This window comes from Streptomyces sp. DSM 40750 (genome assembly GCF_024612035.1).
In the GTDB taxonomy this organism is placed as follows: Bacteria; Actinomycetota; Actinomycetes; order Streptomycetales; family Streptomycetaceae; genus Streptomyces.
The window spans coordinates 1,079,239-1,097,205 of the sequence record NZ_CP102513.1; the positions used below are offsets into that span (position 1 = coordinate 1,079,239).

15 protein-coding genes are annotated in these 17,967 nt (G+C 68.0%); 8 read left to right on the forward strand and 7 right to left on the reverse strand.

The features are described 5' to 3' along the window. Positions 1–540 precede the first annotated feature (540 nt). Positions 541–1,848: a CoA transferase gene (locus JIX55_RS05070; RefSeq protein WP_257562015.1), complete on the reverse strand. Its 1,308-nt coding sequence runs from the start codon at positions 1,846–1,848 to the stop codon at positions 541–543. 267 nt (positions 1,849–2,115) lie between these two features. Between JIX55_RS05070 and JIX55_RS05075 the strand changes: the two genes are divergently transcribed. The 3 genes from JIX55_RS05075 (at position 2,116) to JIX55_RS51365 (ending at position 4,174) form a co-directional block, all read left to right on the forward strand. Then, complete coding sequence (locus JIX55_RS05075) at positions 2,116–2,988, forward strand: hypothetical protein (RefSeq protein ID WP_257562016.1); 873 nt, start codon at positions 2,116–2,118, stop codon at positions 2,986–2,988. Then, positions 2,985–3,812, forward strand: a complete 828-nt coding sequence (locus tag JIX55_RS05080; protein ID WP_257562017.1) for an HpcH/HpaI aldolase/citrate lyase family protein — start codon at positions 2,985–2,987, stop codon at positions 3,810–3,812. The genes JIX55_RS05075 and JIX55_RS05080 overlap by 4 nt, the downstream gene beginning before the upstream one ends. Positions 3,813–3,934: 122 nt before the next feature. Continuing rightward, entirely contained in the window at positions 3,935–4,174 is a 240-nt protein-coding gene (locus JIX55_RS51365) for a helix-turn-helix domain-containing protein (protein ID WP_443046375.1), read from the forward strand. Between the two features lie 734 nt (positions 4,175–4,908). On the opposite strand, the gene pntB is transcribed toward JIX55_RS51365, so the two are convergent. After that, positions 4,909–6,327 (reverse strand): Re/Si-specific NAD(P)(+) transhydrogenase subunit beta, encoded by a 1,419-nt coding sequence (pntB, locus tag JIX55_RS05085; RefSeq protein ID WP_257562018.1) that lies wholly within the window; start codon positions 6,325–6,327, stop codon positions 4,909–4,911. Between the two features lie 6 nt (positions 6,328–6,333). After that, positions 6,334–7,878, reverse strand: a complete 1,545-nt coding sequence (locus tag JIX55_RS05090) for a Re/Si-specific NAD(P)(+) transhydrogenase subunit alpha (RefSeq protein WP_257562019.1) — start codon at positions 7,876–7,878, stop codon at positions 6,334–6,336. Positions 7,879–8,067: 189 nt separating this feature from the next. Here JIX55_RS05090 and JIX55_RS05095 point away from each other — a divergent pair, with 189 nt between their 5' ends. The 5 genes from JIX55_RS05095 (at position 8,068) to JIX55_RS05115 (ending at position 13,919) form a co-directional block, all read left to right on the forward strand. Further along, a complete protein-coding gene (locus JIX55_RS05095; protein ID WP_257562020.1) occupies positions 8,068–8,853 on the forward strand; it encodes an electron transfer flavoprotein subunit beta/FixA family protein in 786 nt (261 codons plus the stop codon). Positions 8,854–8,943: 90 nt separating this feature from the next. Further along, positions 8,944–9,906 (forward strand): electron transfer flavoprotein subunit alpha/FixB family protein, encoded by a 963-nt coding sequence (locus JIX55_RS05100; protein WP_257562021.1) that lies wholly within the window; start codon positions 8,944–8,946, stop codon positions 9,904–9,906. A gap of 85 nt (positions 9,907–9,991) precedes the next feature. After that, on the forward strand, positions 9,992–12,247 hold the full coding sequence (locus tag JIX55_RS05105; RefSeq protein WP_257562022.1) for a (Fe-S)-binding protein: 2,256 nt from the start codon (positions 9,992–9,994) through the stop codon (positions 12,245–12,247). 309 nt (positions 12,248–12,556) lie between these two features. Further along, positions 12,557–13,546: a GTP 3',8-cyclase MoaA gene (gene moaA / locus JIX55_RS05110; protein WP_257569219.1), complete on the forward strand. Its 990-nt coding sequence runs from the start codon at positions 12,557–12,559 to the stop codon at positions 13,544–13,546. A 208-nt stretch (positions 13,547–13,754) separates the two neighbouring features. Beyond that, complete coding sequence (locus JIX55_RS05115) at positions 13,755–13,919, forward strand: hypothetical protein (RefSeq protein WP_257562023.1); 165 nt, start codon at positions 13,755–13,757, stop codon at positions 13,917–13,919. An 11-nt stretch (positions 13,920–13,930) separates the two neighbouring features. On the opposite strand, the gene JIX55_RS05120 is transcribed toward JIX55_RS05115, so the two are convergent. The 4 genes from JIX55_RS05120 to JIX55_RS05135 form a co-directional block, all read right to left on the reverse strand. After that, positions 13,931–14,734 carry an enoyl-CoA hydratase/isomerase family protein gene (locus JIX55_RS05120; RefSeq protein WP_306819983.1) on the reverse strand — a complete coding sequence of 268 codons (804 nt, stop codon included), beginning with the start codon at positions 14,732–14,734 and terminating at the stop codon, positions 13,931–13,933. Next, a complete protein-coding gene (locus JIX55_RS05125) occupies positions 14,727–16,346 on the reverse strand; it encodes a class I adenylate-forming enzyme family protein (protein WP_257562024.1) in 1,620 nt (539 codons plus the stop codon). Before JIX55_RS05125 ends, JIX55_RS05120 begins: the two co-directional genes overlap by 8 nt. 4 nt (positions 16,347–16,350) lie before the next feature. After that, positions 16,351–17,130: an SDR family oxidoreductase gene (locus JIX55_RS05130; protein ID WP_257562025.1), complete on the reverse strand. Its 780-nt coding sequence runs from the start codon at positions 17,128–17,130 to the stop codon at positions 16,351–16,353. A gap of 73 nt (positions 17,131–17,203) precedes the next feature. After that, positions 17,204–17,953 carry an SDR family NAD(P)-dependent oxidoreductase gene (locus JIX55_RS05135; RefSeq protein WP_257562026.1) on the reverse strand — a complete coding sequence of 250 codons (750 nt, stop codon included), beginning with the start codon at positions 17,951–17,953 and terminating at the stop codon, positions 17,204–17,206. Between the last annotated feature and the right edge of the window lie 14 nt (positions 17,954–17,967).

A 17,967-nucleotide genomic window follows, 5' to 3' on the forward strand; every position in this document is an offset into this window, starting at 1 on the left:
GACCGCCGCGTCGCTTCCGCTGCCGCAGGAATGCCCACCGCCCCGGGCCGTCCGACCGGCGGCTGACGAGTGCAGGTGGATCTGCGGCCAGCGGAGTGGCCGGCCAGCTGGGGACGTCGGTGACGGCGGCTGCCCAAGGTCACGTCGAGGGCAGGGGCGGGCGGGTTGGCGACAGTAGACGGAAGTGCGTTCAGTCGCCGGTCTGCCGGATCGCGAACGTGAGGACATCGCGGCGTTCGTCCATGACAGAGATCGAAGCGCTGCCGACACACCGGCGTCGTCAAAGCTGAGGAAGCAGCGGGTCGAACCGTTCAATGTGACGCTGCAGGTCAGCCGACTACTCAGAAAGGCCTTCTGATACGACCGTCACGGGCCCTCCGTTCGCCATGCCAGCCCGCAACTGCCGGTGTGTCGATCAAGGCCGACGGCGGAGCACAAGGGCCCGCCCTCCTACCGGCACGCACCCTAGACGAGCAGCCGTGCGACGTGACCCGCCACCGCCAACCGGCGTCGCCTCCGTAGTACAAGTTCCGGGGGCAGTCAGGCCCGCGCGGGCAGGCTACGCTGTCGCGGCGAACCCGGGGGAAGCCTCTGTTCGGACTGCCGTCGACTCCGCTGGCCGTCGTCGCAGCTCACACGAACGACACCCGCGTCCTGCAGTCGGCCGATCTCCTCGGTCGAGAGGCCGAGGAGATCGGACAGCACGTCCTCGGTGTGTTCGCCGAGGCGTGGCGCCGGCACGGGAGGCGCCCCGGTTCCGGCCCACCGCAGAGGTCGGCCAGTAGCCAGCAGAGGGCCGATCCCGGGTTGGTCCATCTCCGCCGCCACCGACGTCTCGTCAGCGCGTGCGGCGCGAGCCGCCTCGGCCATGTCCAGGTACGGACTCCACAGGACCTTCGCGCGCTCCAGCAGTTCGCGCACCGTGCCGAAGTCCCGCTGGGCGAACCATGGCCTCAGTACGGCGGCGATCGTCTCACGCAGCCGATACCTGTCGCCCTCCTGGCTCAGGTCCGCACCCAGGGCCCGCTCCAGCGCGGCGAAGACGGCACCCGTCTCGGTGACGTCGCGCAGTGCGCACCATTGCCCCTCGGTCAGGGCGACCACCATCAGCCGACGACCGTCCGAGGTCTCGAAGTCCACGCCGAAGGAGCCATACATGTGGTTTCCCTGCCGGACCCGTGGCCCGCCCCTCATCTCCGCTTCCGCCAGCCATCCCATGTTGCCGACGCCGGCCAACGCCACGTCTGCCAGGGCGAGTTCGAGTTGAGCTCCCTGCCCCTCACGCTCACGGTGGAGTACAGCGGCCAGGATTCCCGAGGCCACGACCATTCCGGACAGCAGGTCCCAGGCGGGCAGTACGTGATTGACCGGCTGCTCCCCGCCCTGGGGACCGGTCATCTGTGGTACTCCCACTTCCGCGTTGATCGTGTAGTCGACGGCCGGGGACCCGTCACTCCTGCCCTGGAGGTGCACGTGGATGACGTCCTCGCGCCGAGCACGCAGTTCGTCGTACGTCAGCCGGTGTCGACCGACCATGTTGTCCAGGAAGATCCCGGCCCCGCTTCCGGGCGCCGCGACTAGGGCGAGCAGCAGTTCCCGTCCCTGTTCAGTGCGGTGGTCGATCGTCACGGACCTCTTGCCCTTGTTGAGGCCGGCCCAGAACAGACTGTCCCCGGTGGAGGAGAGCGGCCAGCGAAGGAAGTCGCTTCCACCGCCCGGCGGGTCGACCCGGATGACGTCCGCCCCGAGTTGGGCGAGAGCCAGGCCGGCCGAGGGGCCGGCCACGAAGGAAGCGCCTTCGACGATGCGCAGACCGTCGAGTGGCTGAGGTGATGGCGCTGGCGTCAACGTGATTCCCTTCTGTGGAACGGCGCACTGCGGGCGCTTAACCGGCACTCAAGGACCGCTGGGCACCCAGGGCCAGACGGAACGGCCAAGAGGAATCAACCGCCCTGCTTCCAGGCCGGGCGGGCGTTGTCATCGTGCGTCCACAAGCGCCTCTCTATTGACAATCATGTAATTGTCTTACAACTATGTCAAGGACGTCAGTCGACGGGCCGAGCCCACCAGCGGCGCAGCGCCCGCGTGCACCCCACCGCTCCCAAGGACGGGCCGATGCAGCTCAGTAGAAGTCCTCTCCAAGCGCACGTGGAGTCATGGAAGCCGGGCTCGGTCACTCGCGAGGACTCGCTGTCCTCCGGCCCCGTCGCGGCGCTGTCGGCGCTGCTTGACAGACCCGAACCCGTCGCTGGCTCCGGGACTCCCCTCCCGGCGCTGTGGCACTGGCTCTACTTTTTGGACTGGCCCGCCCAGTGCGATCTCGGGCCCGACGGCCACCCGGCTCACGGCCACTTCCTGCCCCCTGTCCCCGACCGGCAGCGGATGTTCGCCGGAGGGCGCTGCGCCGTCTCCGAACCCCTGTGTCTCGGCGAGAGGGCCGAGCGGGTCAGCAGCGTGCAGAGCGTTGAGGTCAAACACGGCAGAACCGGTGAACTGCTCTTCGTGACGCAACGCAACGAGTACCGTCAAGGGGGCCGGACCTGTCTCGTCGAGGAGCAGGACATCGTTTACCGGTCCGGACGCGGCCCCACCCGGAGCGCTCCCGTGACACTCGAAACGTCGGCGGAACCCCAGGCCGACGACGCGTGGCAGCTCTCACTGCGGCCGGACCCGCCTCTGCTGTTCCGCTTCAGCGCGCTCACCGCCAATGCCCACCGCATCCACTACGACCTGCCCTACGCCCGGGACGAGGAGGGCTATCCGGGGCTGGTGGTCCACGGCCCCCTTCTGGTGCTGCTCATGATGGATCTCGTCCACCGCAACGCCCCGACCCGACAGGTGCGATCCGTGTCCTATCGTCTGCGCAGCCCGGCCTTCGCGGGCGAGCGCCTTCTCGCCGCCGGCACCCCGGTGAACGGCCGGACAGAGCTACATATCGCCTCAGGCCGAGAGGCCCAGCACGCCACCGCCGAGGTGACGTTCGCATGACCATCGGCAGCAGGTACATCTCGTCGGCTCGTAGCTGGCTCTTCGTCCCCGGACACCGCCCGGACCGCTTCTTCAGGGCGGCCGCCTCCGGTGCGGACCTCGTCATCATCGACCTCGAAGACGCCGTCGCGGCTGAGGACAAGGCGCAGGCCCGCGCCAATGCCGCCGCCTGGCTCGCTCAGGGGAACGACGCGGTCGTCCGGATCAACCCGCCGGGAACTCCGTGGTTCCAGTCCGACCTGGCGGAGGCGGCCCGCCACGGCTGCCCGGTCATGGTGCCCAAGGCGGAGGATCCGGCCGTACTCACGGAAGTCGCCGCCCGGGTCGCCGGACGCTGCGAACTCGTTCCGCTCATCGAGACAGCGGCGGGGGTGGAGCGGGCATGGGAGGTGTGCGCCACGGTGGGCGTCGCACGTGTGGCCTTCGGCAACGTCGACCTCGCCGGGCAGCTCGGTGTCGCCTGGGACGACCATGCCGCCCTCGCGTACGCACGCTCCAAGCTCGTCTCGGTCTCTGCCGCAGCCGGCATCTGCCCACCGGTCGACGGGGTCACCACCGCGGTGAAGGACGCCGAGGTACTGCACGAGGACGTCATGCACGCGCGCCGACTGGGCTTCACCGGGAAACTCTGCATCCACCCTGCCCAGGTCGAGGCAGTCGGCCGGGGATTCGCCCCGTCGGAGGCCGAGTTGGAGTGGGCGCGCAGTGTCATCGCCGCGGGGGACTCCGTCACCGCGGTCGACGGCCGGATGATCGACAAGCCCGTACTGGAGAGAGCCAGGCGGCTTCTGGGCCAGACCCACGACTCCCACCCAGCGCCCTGATCCACTGGCTTCCGGGCCTCGCCCCGCACCGCGAGGCCCGGAACGCCGGGCGCGGTGGTGTGAGCCGGAGGCAGGCGGTTCTTGAGGGTGACCGCCTGTCTCCGGAACCACCCCTCTGACGCTTGTCACCGCATCACGAAGATGTTCTGCGGAGCTTCGCCATCCGCGTTCACTCGGCTGGAAATGGGCTCGCCAAGGGCAGCTCCGCAGCGCATGGCGGGGAAGATCAGCGGTGGGCGTTGCAACGCATCAGAACCGTGATCGGCCGGAATTCCGGCCTCACGTGTTCTATCGCGGGAGTGTGGCGGCTGCTGCACCGCCACACTCGTGGCGGAGCCCCGACGGCGGGCGCTCGAACGTAACGAGTAGGGCGTCGAGTTATGGAAAAGTGTGGCCGCAGATGGAGTACCGCGGCGGCCTCGGGGCCTACATCGTCTTGAGGACGAGGCCGGATTGGGGCCCGTTCGCGGGCAGACTCGGAGTCCGGGACAGTTCGGCGACGGATCTCCATCGCCGCGATGTGCTGCTACCGGCCTGGCGAGACGTCATGACTATCTACCGGCCCCGGCTTCCACTGCTCCTCAAAGGAACATCGCAAGAGCTTCTCCTGGCGAGACTAACGCGACCTCCTGGTCCGCGCCCACCTGCAACTCGGCGCCCCAGTTGTTGCCGACTGGGACATTCCGATCACCTATCGCACTGCCGGGATTGCACAAGTATGCCGCCAACCATGAATAGCTCCCCATTTTTCAACCTCGGTTTTGGAGACCGGGCTTGAGTCCCGTGGAAGGTGTCTGGTCTCCGTTGCCTTCAGGGTCATCCCACTCCTCAACCGCTGCCTGACCGAGACCGGTAGAAGGCACTCGACAGGAAGCCCCCCGAATCTGGTGAGCCCCTCGGCATGCTCTCCGATCAGGCTTGCGGCACCGCCCCACTCTCCACCGACGCCCACCCATGGTCATCCCACCAGCAACTTCTTGCGGTCCTGACGACCCGGTGGTGGGTTGAGAGGAGCTCGGGAAGACAGCGTGATGGATATCAGACGAGGCCGCGTCGCGGCCGACCGAGACGGAGTCAGCGGTCGGCCGCGACGGCGTCAGAGTGCTCGGAGAATGTCCTCGACACGTTCCTTGGCATCGCCGAACAGCATCGCCGCGTTCTCCCGGAAGAACAACGGGTTCTGCACGCCGGCGTAGCCGGAGGCCATGGACCGCTTGAAGACCACCACGTTGTCGGCCTCCCAGACCCGCAGCACCGGCATACCGGCGATCGGGCTGCCGGGGTCGTCCATCGCCGACGGGTTGACGGTGTCGTTGGCACCGATGACGAGCACCACGGACGTGCCGTCGAAGTCGTCGTTGATCTCGTCCATTTCCAGCACGACGTCGTAGGGCACTCTGGCCTCGGCCAGCAACACATTCATGTGGCCGGGGAGCCGCCCGGCGACCGGATGGATCCCGAAGCGGACGTCCTTGCCCTTCTCCCTCAGGGTTCGGGTCAGTTCGGCCACACCGTGCTGTGCCTGCGCGACCGCCATGCCGTAGCCGGGGGTGATGATCACTGAGTCAGCGCCGGTGAGTATCTCCGCGACGCCTTCGGCACCGATCTCCCGGTGCTCACCGAAGTCCTGGTCACCACCCGGGCCTGCCTCGATCCCGAAGCCACCGGCGATCACGGAGATGAAGGACCGGTTCATCGCTTTGCACATGATGTAGGAGAGGTACGCGCCGGAGGAACCGACCAGAGCACCCGTGATGATCAGCAGGTCGTTCTCCAGGAGGAATCCCGACGCGGCCGCGGCCCAGCCGGAGTAGCTGTTCAGCATGGACACCACGACCGGCATGTCACCGCCGCCGATCGAGGCCACCAGGTGCCACCCGAGCAGCAGCGCGATCGCGGTGACCGCCACCAGGAGCCAGAGGCTCGGCTCGATCACGAACCAGGTGGTCAACACGGCGAACACGAGGAGGGCGCCGACGTTGAGGGCGTTCTTGCCGGGCAGCGTCAGCGGCGCGGACTTCATCCGTGCGGACAGCTTGAGGAAGGCCACGACGGAACCGGTGAACGTCACCGCGCCGATGAACACACCGATGAACACCTCGGCATGGTGGATGCCAAGAGCGTCTGTGACGCGCAGCGCCTGCGCTCCGCTGCCGTCGAGGTCCGCCTCGACGTGGAGGTATCCGTTCCAGCCGACCATGACCGCGGCCAGCCCCACGAAGCTGTGCAGGAGCGCGATCAGCTCCGGCATACCCGTCATCTCCACCACCTTGGCACGTCGGAGCCCGATCAGGGCGCCGACGGCGGTGGCGCCGATCAGCAGGCCGAGGCCGGAGTTCTCCAGGTCCTGGTCGAGGGCAAGCGCGACCGTCGCGATCAGCGCCACCGCCATGCCGGCGATGCCGAAGGTGTTGCCGGCCTTGGCGGTTTCGTGCCTCGACAGACCCGCCAGGGCCAGAATGAACAACAGTGCCGAGACGATGTATGCCGCCTGTGCGGCGGTGTCGACAGCCATGCGGGGTCAGCTCCTGGAGAACATGGCGAGCATGCGCCGGGTGACGGCGAACCCACCGAAGATGTTGATGGCGGCGAGCAGGATCGCGACGGACGAGACGGCCGTGATCGCCGTGTCTCCGTGGCCGATCTGCAGCAGCGCTCCGACCACGATGACGCCGGAGATCGCGTTGGTCACCGACATCAGCGGAGTGTGCAGGGCATGATGCACATGCCCGATCACGTAGTAGCCGACCACGATCGCGAGGGCGAAGACGGTCAGATGGCCCTGCAGTGCGCGCGGCGACAACGCGGCCGTCACGAACAGCAGTGCGCCCACTGCCGCGACCGCCGTGAACCGCTTGGCGGGTGAGACGACTCGCGGAGCCGCGCTGTCGCCCCGAACCGCCGTCGCCGCAGGCGCCGCCGTCGGAGTCGCCGACACCTGCACCGGCGGCGGAGGCCAGGTCAACTCCCCCTTGCGCACGACGGTCATCGAACGCTGCACGACATCGTCGAAGTCCAGCACCAGCGTGCCGTCCTTGTCCGGCGTCAGCAGCTTCATGAGGTTGACCAGGTTGGTTCCGTACAGCTGGGAGGCCTGGGCGGGAAGCCGGCCAACGAGGTCGGTGTAGCCGATGATGGTCACCCCGTTGTCTGTCACCACCTTGTGACCCGCGACGGAGCCCGCCACGTTGCCGCCGTTGGACGCGGCCATGTCCACGATCACGCTGCCCGGCTTCATGTCGGCCACCATCTCGGCGGTGATCAGTCGCGGCGCCGGCCTTCCGGGGATGAGGGCGGTGGTGATGACTATGTCGACGTCCTGGCACTGCGTGGCGTAAAGCTCCACCTCACGCGTCTTGTAGCCGTCCCCCATTTCCTTGGCGTACCCCGTCGCGCTGACTGCCGCCTCGGACGACTCGATCGCCAGGTACTCGCCCCCGAGTGACCTCACCTGGTCGGCCACCTCCGGTCTCGGGTCGGTGGCACGCACCACCGCGCCCAGACTGCCGGCGGTGCCGATCGCCGCGAGGCCGGCGACACCGGCACCGGCGACCAGCACCTTGGCCGGAGGCACCTTGCCCGCGGCCGTGACCTGGCCGGTGAAGAACCGGCCGAACTCATGGGCCGCCTCGACCACAGCCCGGTAGCCGGCGATGTTGGCCATCGAGGACAGCACATCCAGCGACTGGGCACGTGAGATCCGCGGTACGGCGTCCATGGCGAGCACGGTGATCGGCCGCCCGGCCAGGTCCTCCACCCGGTCGGGCTCCCCCATCAGCCCCAACTGGCTTACGAGCGTGGCTCCTTCGCGCAGTCCGTCCAACTGTTTTACCGACGGTGGGTTCACCCCGAACACGATGTCGGCCGCCAGGGCATCACCGATGGTGGCGCCCGCCTCGACATACGCGTCGTCGGGAAAGCTGGATGCCGCACCCGCACCCGGTTCGACCACCACCTCATAGCCGAGCTTCAGCAGTTGCGCGGCGGTCGTCGGCGTGGTCGCGACCCTCGTCTCGCCCGGTTTGGACTCCTTCACCACACCGATGAGCACGGCGTCCTCCTTCATGTTCGGCACGCCAGGTCTCGAGGCATCCACGAGCGTTGGCGTGCAGCTGCCAGCCATGGCTGATGCGTCGGTCCGTAGGGGTGCCTCGAGAGCAGTCAGTATTGATCTAACTAGAATTTAAATGTCATACTCTTCTCGCATTGTCAACAAAGAGCATGAGTGTAGAGATCGTTTGTGAAGGGGCCTGCCTTGAGCTTGAGGATCGTTGTCACTGTGAAGTACGTGCCCGACGCCACTGGCGACCGGCACTTCGCCGATGACCTGACCGTCGACCGTGACGATGTGGACGGTCTGCTCTCCGAGCTGGACGAGTATGCGGTGGAGCAGGCGCTGCAGATCGCCGACGAGGCGGACGACGCGGAGATCACGGTTCTGACGGTGGGTCCGGAGGACGCCAAGGACGCGCTGCGCAAGGCGCTGTCGATGGGCGCGGACAAGGCGATCCACGTCGAGGACGACGACCTGCACGGCACCGACGCCATCGGCACCTCGCTGGTGCTGGCGAAGGCGATCGAGAAGGCCGGCTACGACCTGGTGATCTCCGGCATGGCGTCCACCGACGGCACCATGGGCGTCGTGCCCGCGCTGGTCGCCGAGCGCCTGGGCGTCCCGCAGGTCACCCTGCTCTCCGAGGTCTCCGTCGAGGACGGCGTGGTCAAGGGCCGCCGTGACGGCGACGCCGCCTCCGAGCAGCTGGAGGCTTCGCTTCCGGCCGTGGTCTCCGTCACCGACCAGTCGGGCGAGGCGCGTTACCCGTCGTTCAAGGGCATCATGGCGGCGAAGAAGAAGCCGGTCGCGTCCTGGGACCTGTCCGACCTCGACATCGAGGCCGAGGAAGTCGGTCTGGAGGGCGCCTACTCGGTCGTCGACTCCGCGACCGAGCGCCCTGCGCGTACCGCCGGCACGATCGTCAAGGACGAGGGCGAGGGCGGCAAGCAGCTCGCTGAGTTCCTCGCGGGCCAGAAGTTCATCTAAGGCCCTGCGGCCCGCCGCGGCCCCTGGCCCGGCTGAGGCCCATTTCCCTTACCGCCCCTCAGACTTCGCAATCCGCAGGAGAGCAATCCCATGGCTGAAGTTCTCGTCTACGTCGACCACGTGGACGGTGCCGTCCGCAAGCCCACCCTGGAGCTGCTGACCCTGGCCCGCCGCATCGGCGAGCCCGTCGCCGTCGCGCTGGGCAACGGCGCCGCCGACACCGCCGCCGCGCTCGCCGAGCACGGCGCGGTCAAGGTCCTCACCCACGACGCGTCCGAATACGCCGACTACCTCGTCGTCCCCAAGGTCGACGCCCTCCAGGCCGCGGTCGAGGCCGTGTCCCCGGCCGCCGTGCTGGTGCCGTCCTCCGCCGAGGGCAAGGAGATCGCCGCCCGCCTCGCGCTGCGCATCGGCTCCGGCATCATCACCGACGCCGTCGACCTCGAAGCCGGCGACGCCGGCCCGGTGGCCACCCAGTCGGTGTTCGCCGCCTCCTTCACCACCAAGACCCGTGTCTCCAAGGGCACCCCGGTCATCACGGTCAAGCCCAACTCCGCCGCCGTCGAGGCCGCCCCGGCCGCCGGCGCCGTCGAGGCACTGTCCGTGACGTTCGGCGCGCTGGCCACCGGCACCAAGGTCACCGCCCGCACCCCGCGCGAGTCGACCGGGCGTCCGGAGCTGACCGAGGCCGCGATCGTCGTCTCCGGCGGCCGCGGCGTCAACGGCGCGGAGAACTTCGCGATCATCGAGGCCCTCGCCGACTCCCTCGGCGCGGCCGTCGGCGCCTCCCGCGCCGCCGTCGACGCCGGCTGGTACCCGCACACCAACCAGGTCGGCCAGACCGGCAAGTCCGTCTCGCCGCAGCTCTACATCGCCAACGGCATCTCCGGCGCCATCCAGCACCGCGCGGGCATGCAGACCTCCAAGACCATCGTCGCCGTCAACAAGGACGCCGAAGCCCCGATCTTCGACCTGGTCGACTACGGCGTCGTCGGCGACCTCTTCGACGTCGTCCCCCAGCTCACCGAGGAGATCAACACCCGCAAGGGCTGAGACGTGCGCACTCCCAGTTCGGTGCCACAGTCACCCTTGGGCACGACCCGACTCCGTTCGGATTCGCTGAGAAAGTGATCCCCTCATGCAACTCGCCGCGATCATCGTGTCGCTGGTCCTGACCGTGGTCGGCGTTGCGCTGATCGCCCGAGCCGTGTCGCAGATCTACCGGTTCGTGAAGCTCGGTCAGCCGGTGCCGGCGGGCAGCCGCACGGACGACCCGAAGGCGCGCTCGATCACCCTGGCCAAGGAGTTCCTCGGCCACACCCGGATGAACCGGTGGGGGATCGTCGGCTTCGCCCACTGGTTCGTCGCGATCGGCTTCCTGACGCTGCCGCCGACCCTCGCCCAGGCGTACGGCCAGCTGTTCCAGGCGGACTGGACGCTGCCGGTCATCGGCGGCTTCCTGCCGTTCGAGATGTACATCGAGTTCATCGGTGTGATGACGATCCTCGGCATCCTCGTGCTGATGGCCATCCGGCTGCTCAACCTGCCCTCCCGGGCCGGCCGCAAGTCGCGTTTCGCGGGCTCCAAGGCCTGGCAGGCGTACTTCGTCGAGTACGTCATCCTCACCATCGGTCTCGCGATCTACGTGCTGCGCGGCCTCGAGGGCGCCATCCACCACGTGGAGCACTACGAGGCCGGGTACTTCGCCTCGTACCCGCTGGTCCTCGCCTTCAAGGACGTCGACCCGTCAACGCTCCAGAACCTGGTGTACCTCGTCGCGATGATCAAGATCGGCACCTCGCTGATCTGGATGATCACGGTCTCGCTGAACACCAACATGGGTGTCGCCTGGCACCGCTTCCTCGGCTTCCCGAACATCTGGTTCAAGCGCAACGCCGACGGTGCGACGGCGCTGGGCGGTCTCCAGCCGATGACCTCCGGCGGCAAGCCGATCGACTTCACCGACCCCGGTGACGACGACGTCTTCGGTGTCAGCCAGGTGGAGCAGTTCTCCTGGAAGGGCATCCTCGACTTCTCGACCTGCACCGAGTGCGGCCGCTGTCAGTCGCAGTGCCCGGCCTGGAACACCGGCAAGCCGCTGTCCCCCAAGCTCCTCATCATGTCGCTGCGCGACCACGCGCACGCCAAGGCCCCCTACCTGCTCGCCGGTGGCGGCAAGACCATGGAGGGCGAGGAGAAGGCGTCCGAGGAGCAGCTCAAGGACGTGCCCGCCGCAGCGCTCGCCGAGGCCGAGCGTCCGCTGATCGGGACCGTCGAGGAGAACGGCGTCATCGACCCCGACGTCCTGTGGTCCTGCACCACCTGCGGCGCCTGCGTCGAGCAGTGCCCGGTGGACATCGAGCACGTCGACCACATCGTCGACATGCGCCGCTACCAGGTGATGATCGAGTCCGCGTTCCCGTCCGAGGCGGGCACGATGCTCAAGAACCTGGAGAAGAAGGGCAACCCCTGGGGCCTGGCCAAGAAGCAGCGCCTGGAGTGGCTGAAGGAAGTCGACTTCGAGGTCCCGGTCGTCGGCAAGGACATCGAGGACCTCTCCGAGGTCGAGTACCTGTACTGGGTCGGCTGTGCCGGCGCCCTGGAGGACCGCGCCAAGAAGACCACCAAGGCCTTCGCGGAACTCCTCCACATGGCGGGCGTCAAGTTCGCGATCATGGGCGGCGACGAGAAGTGCACCGGTGACTCGGCCCGCCGTCTCGGCAACGAGCCGCTGTTCCAGGAGCTCGGCATGGAGAACGTCGCCGCGCTGAACATGGCCTTCGGCGAGGACGACGAAGACCCGGAGACCAAGAAGCCGAAGTCCGCCAAGAAGATCGTCGCCACCTGCCCGCACTGCCTCAACACCATCGGCAACGAGTACCCGCAGCTCGGCGGCGACTACGAGGTCATCCACCACACCCAGCTGCTCCAGCACCTCATCGACGAGGGCAAGCTGATCCCGGTGACCCCGGTCGAGGGCCTCATCACCTACCACGACCCCTGCTACCTGGGCCGTCACAACAAGATCTACACGCCCCCGCGCGAGATCATGACCGCCGTCCCGGGCCTGCGCCAGCAGGAGATGCACCGCCACAAGGAACGCGGCTTCTGCTGCGGCGCCGGTGGCGCGCGGATGTGGATGGAGGAGCGGATCGGCAAGCGCATCAACAACGAGCGCGTCGACGAAGCCCTCTCCCTGAACCCGGACATCGTCTCCACCGCCTGCCCGTTCTGCCTGGTCATGCTGACCGACTCGGTCAACGGCAAGAAGAACGAGGGCAAGGCCAAGGAATCCATCACGGTCGTCGACGTCGCCCAGCTGCTCCTGGAGTCCGTCAAGACCCCGGCATGGCCCGCGACCACGAAGCCCTCCCCGCCCGTTCCCAAGCCGTAATCCACCTCCTTATGACAAAACGTCAGGGAAGACGGAGCGCACCTCGAGCTGCGCCGTAGCCAGGGACAAAAAACTCCCTCCCACCGCACTCGTACGCGATGGCATGCTGGCAGGCAGTCGGGATTGCTTGCCGAGCCCGGCATTCATCGAACACTGAAACCCGGCGAGCGCAACAGCATCCCGACGTCATGGAGTGACGGCGCAGAAAGCGGCAATACAATGCGGGCCAAAAAATGTCTGCCGACATGCGGTTCGACCGGACACGTCCTTTAGGGACTTGCGTTCGGTATGACGAGGGAGGGGGCCCACGTGCTCATCGACACCTACGGCCGAGTGGCCACCGACCTGAGGGTCTCGCTGACCGACCGGTGCAATCTGCGCTGCACCTACTGCATGCCGGAGGAAGGCCTGCAGTGGCTGGCCAAGCCCGACCTGCTCACGGACGACGAGATCGTCCGTCTCATCGACATAGCGGTCCGCACGCTGGGCATCACGGAGGTCCGCTTCACGGGCGGCGAACCGCTGCTGCGCCCCGGCCTGGTCGGCATCGTGGAGCGCGTGGCGGCTCTCGCCCCCCGTCCCCAGATGTCCCTCACCACCAACGGCATCGGTCTCAAGCGCACGGCGACGGCCCTGAAGGCGGCCGGTCTGGACCGGGTGAACGTCTCGCTGGACACCATCCGCCCGGACGTCTTCAAGACCCTGACCCGCCGGGACCGCCACAAGGACGTCCTCGAGGGCCTGGCAGCCGCCCGCGACGCCGGCCTGACCCCCGTCAAGGTCAACTCGGTCCTGATGCCCGGCCTGAACGAGAACGAGGCCCCGGACCTCCTGGCCTGGGCCGTGGAGCACGACTACGAGCTGCGCTTCATCGAACAGATGCCCCTGGACGCCCAGCACGGCTGGAAGCGCGACGGCATGGTCACGGCCGGCGACATCCTGACGTCACTGCGCACCCGCTTCGACCTCACCCCAGAGGGCCAGGACGAGCGAGGCTCGGCCCCGGCGGAACGCTGGCTGGTGGACGGCGGCCCTCACCGTGTGGGTGTCATCGCCTCCGTCACCCGCCCCTTCTGCTCGGCCTGCGACCGCACCCGCCTCACCGCCGACGGCCAAGTCCGCACCTGCCTCTTCGCCCGCGAGGAAACCGACCTCCGCGCCGCCCTGCGCTCGGGCGCCCCGGACGAGGAGATCGCCCGCATCTGGCGCCTGGCGATGTGGGGCAAGAAGGCGGGAGCAGGCCTGGACGACCCGTCCTTCGTCCAGCCGGACCGCCCCATGTCGGCAATCGGCGGCTGATCAGCATCGTGGACCGCACCGCCAAGGGCCGTGATCTTCAACGACGGCAGCTTCTCACCGGCAGCTCGTGGCTCACCCGCCCAGGGCCGGGTACTGCCGTCGAAGACGGTGTATATAGACCCGATTGCACCGCTGCGCCCTGAGCGGTGTCCTCCCCGGCGGTGTGGCGGCGAGGAGCGCGAAGCGCGAGAGGAGTGTCGACAGGCTGATGTCCCGTAACGCGGAGCTGCGGTTGTTCACCCCCGAGTGCGCCGAGCCGGCCGATCGCCGACCGCAGCTCACCTTCGCGCTCAGGCCGCCTCCCGAATGCACGGGCCCTGACTGGCGCACCGTCCTTGACGGCGCGCATGCGACGACCTGCCTGACGAACTGAAACTGAAGCAGTCAGCCGCGGCGTGCCGACGCGAGACTGAACCTTTCCATGACGGCGACGATGCGTTCTCGGACCTCAGGGCGCGCGATCAGTTCGATGTTCGCGGCGAGGCTGTCGCGCAGGGCTGTCTCGAAGGCCGGTGTCGACGCACCGCGGGCGATGCCTTTGACCCGCGCGAAGGTCTCGACGGGCCCGTGAGCCATGTCCGATGCCCACCGCAATGCGCAGGCATCCAGCTCGTCGGGCTCGCACACCTCGTTCACGATGCCGAGGCCGAGAGCCCGGTCGGCGTTGACAAAGGCGCCCGATGCCAACAGAGCGGTGGCGGCGGGCAGGCCCGCCACAAGGGGCAGCAGGTAGGCGCCGCCGGCCACCGGGACCATCCCGAGGTTGACGTAGCTCTCGGCGAAACGCGCGGTGGAAGCGGCCACGCGCACGTCACAGGCCAGACCGAAGTCGAGCCCACCGGCCGTGGCCGCGCCGTTGAACGCGGCGACGATCGGCTTCGGGGCGCCCCAGATGAGGCGGACGGTGCGTTGTACGGCGGGCATCCACACGTCGGCGAGGTAGTCCATCAGGCCATCGGCGCCATCGCCGTGGTACACGTCGAACATCTCCCGGACGTCGGCCCCGGCGCAGAACACCGAACCCGTCCCGGTCAGCACGACCGCTTTGACCCCGTCCGTGTCGCACAGCCTCTGGACGGCGTCACCGAGTTCCGTAACGACGGCCGGCGTCACCGAGTTGCCACGCTCCGGGCGGTTCACCCGTACCGAACCGATCACGTCCGTACCGTCGACCACGATCTCATCCACGAGAGGTCACCACCTTTGTCACGTTGGCAGGGACGTGGGTGGGATCCGCCACCCACGCGCGGAGCATCCGCTTGATGTCGCCGCGAGCGATCTTGGCCTCGCCGGAGGCCCGAGGAATCGGGTCGCTCGAGAGGTAGACATGGCGGGGATTCTTGAATCCGGCCAGTTTGCCGCGCACCCAGTCAGTGAGCTCCTCCGGCTTGAGGGCGTCGAGGTCGGGCGCGTGGACCAGCGCCGCCGGGGTCTCGCCCCACTGCTCGTCGGGAACGCCCACCACGACGGCCTCACGCACTCCGGGATGCTCTTCAAAAGCGCGTTCGATCTCGACAGGCTGGATGTTGGTGCCGCCGGTGATGATCGTCTCGCTGGCTCGGCCGACGATGAAGACGCGACCCTCTTCGTCGAAGTGGCCCAGGTCCGAGGTGCGCCACCAACCGTCGGGAAGAAGGCGTTCGGCGTGCTCGGCCTCCGCGCCGAGGAGCGCAGTGGTGATGCTCGGGGTGCGGATCACCAGCTCTCCCTGGATGCCGGGCGGCACCTCGTCGAGTACGTCACCGCCGACGAGGAGGGAGAACTCCACTCCGGGAACGGGCCGGCCGATGGAGGGCCACAACGCGGGTGTCCTCATCTCCTGTCGGCTGAGCAGAGTAGTGGACGCGGGTGCCTCGGTCTGTCCCCAGCACTGGAGCAGTGCGTCCGTATGCTCGCTGACGGTCTCGAGCGCCGGAAGGGCGGCGGGTTCACCGGCCAGCATCAGGCAGGAGAGCTGTGCGTCACGCAGCAGCGGGAGTTCGTCGGAAGCGCTGATCCGGCGCAGCATGGTCGGAACGGCGAACATCCAGTCGATCCGCTCGTCCTTGATCACCCGGAGTGTCTCGTCCGCGTCGAACCGTGGCAGGACCACGTTCGTGCCCCCGCACAGCAGCGTGGGCAGAACACTCCAGCCGCCTGCGTACACCAGGGGCGCCACCTGCAGGGTTCGGGGAGCGAGTGTCGGTCCGCTCGTGCTCATCACCCAGGTGTTGCCGAGGATCGCCGCGCGTGCCCCACGGTGCGAGATCGCGATGCCTTTGGGCCGTCCCGTCGATCCGGAGCTGAACCTGATGTGGTACAGGTCGTCGGGCCCCACGTGGACCCGTGGCCGCAGTGGCGAGCCCGCTGCGGCCAGGGCGTCGAACGAACGCCAGCCCGGCCGTTCGCCCAGGACGACTTTCAGGAGTTCGTCACCGTCGACGACCTCGTCGATGGCGGCGGCAGCCGGACCGTCCGCGACCACAAGGCGGACGTCGGCGAGTTCCATGCACCGGCGGAGCTCGTGCGGCGTAAACCGGTGGTTGAGCGGGACCTTGACCAGTCCCGCCTTCAGCAGCGCGAACTCGAGCACCACGTACTCGACGTGGTTCTGCGCGACGTATGCCACCCTGTCGCCCGGGGCCAGTCCGAGGCCGATGAAGGCGTTGGCCAGCCGGTTCGATGCCTGGGTCAGGTCAGCGACGGTGAGCCGGTGCCGGCCGTCGGATCCCTCGACCGCGACGGAGTGGCGGGGCCGGCGCTCGATCTGACTCATGAGCTGGACGACCGTCTGCGTCGCGACGTTCATTGCGGTAGTCATGGCTTCAGCCCTGTCCGAAGGACATCGGCATCGTGGCGAGCGACAGCCCGCCGTCGACGACGATCGTCTGGCCGTTGATGGCCGCGCTGCGAGGGGAACAGAGAAACGCCATGACCTCGGCGACTTCTTCCGGCGTGGGGTAGGCGCCGGAGGGTGTCTGGGCCAGCCACTGGCGTTCGTAGTCCTCCCAGGCCTCGCCGGCGTAGTACCGGAAGGAATCGGTGTCGATGGGCCCCGGGCAGACCCCGACGGCGGTGATGCCGCGGCTGCCCAGTTCGATCGCGAAGTACTTCACGATCGTCTCCATGGCGGCCTTCGCGGCGCCGAGGAGCCCATGCCCCGGAAGGACGCGGAAGCTGTCCCATCCCGAGACGGCGACGATCCTCCCGCCGGGCGGCATGTGCTGGGCACCGGCGCGCGCCAGATCGAGGAAGCCCTGGACCGTGATGCCCATCGTCTTGGCTATGTGATGGGAGTGGATCTGTGTCAGCGGCTTGAACGCGCTGGCCGCCGCATTGGCGACGATGACGTCGATCTTGCCGAATCGGTCGGCCGCGGTCTCCACGAGCGCCTCGACGGCTTCGGTGTCCGAGATGTCGGCCTGCACAGCCAGGGCTCTGCCACCGTCTTCCTCGATACGGGCGACGGTCTGCTCCGCCGCTTCGGCGTCGCGCCGGTAGTTGACTACGACGTTGGCGCCTTCGCCGCCGAGCCGGAGCGCGAGGCGCTGTCCCATGCCACGAGAGCCACCCGTGATGATGATCGTCTTGTTGTCGAGTTCCATGTTGTCCTCACCATCGGGAGTTGTCCGTGCGTGCCGCCGCCGGCCGCGCCGCACTCGTCATGTGTGTCCGCGTCTACGACCCCATGGTCAGACCGCCGCCCACACACAGGGTCTGGCCGGTGATGTAGCTCGCGTCGTCGAGCGCGAGGAACGTGAGGGCGGCGGCGATCTCCTCGGGCTCGCCCGCCCTGCGAAGCGGGACCCCCCGCACGATCTTCGACAGCAGTGAGTCCCCGCCCTGGCTCTCCAGCAGTGGCGTGGCCGTGATCCCGGGGGCCACCGCGTTGACCCTGATGCTGTGGCGGGCCCATTCGCGGGCGAGTGACTTGACCAGTGCGATGACGCCCGCCTTGGCCGCGGAGTAGACGGTCTCGCCCGAGGTCCCCACCGTGCCCGCCTCGGACGAGGTGAGGACGATGCTGCCGCCGTGCTCGCGCAGTACCCTCCCCGCCGCCGCCGAGAGGTAGATGCTCGACATCAGGTTGACGTCGATGATCCGTCGCCAGTACTCGGGCGACTCGTCGAGGAACGGTGTGATGGCCGTCCAGCCCACAGTGGAAATCACGTGGTCGACGCGTCCCAGTGCATCGACGGCTTCCTCGAGCATGCGGTCACAGGCTTCCGGGTCAGTCGCGTCCCACGGCCTGTCACCCAGGGCGATGATGTTCGGGTGCTCCTTCGCCAGCGTCTGGACGGCCTCGGCGTTCAGATCGGCCGCGGCGGTGGTGATGCCCGTGTCCGCCAGGCGCAGGGCCGTGGCGCGTCCGATGCCGGAGCCGGCGCCCACCACGAGAGCCTTCTTCGGCTGATTGACGTCGGCCATATGTCCTCCTGTCG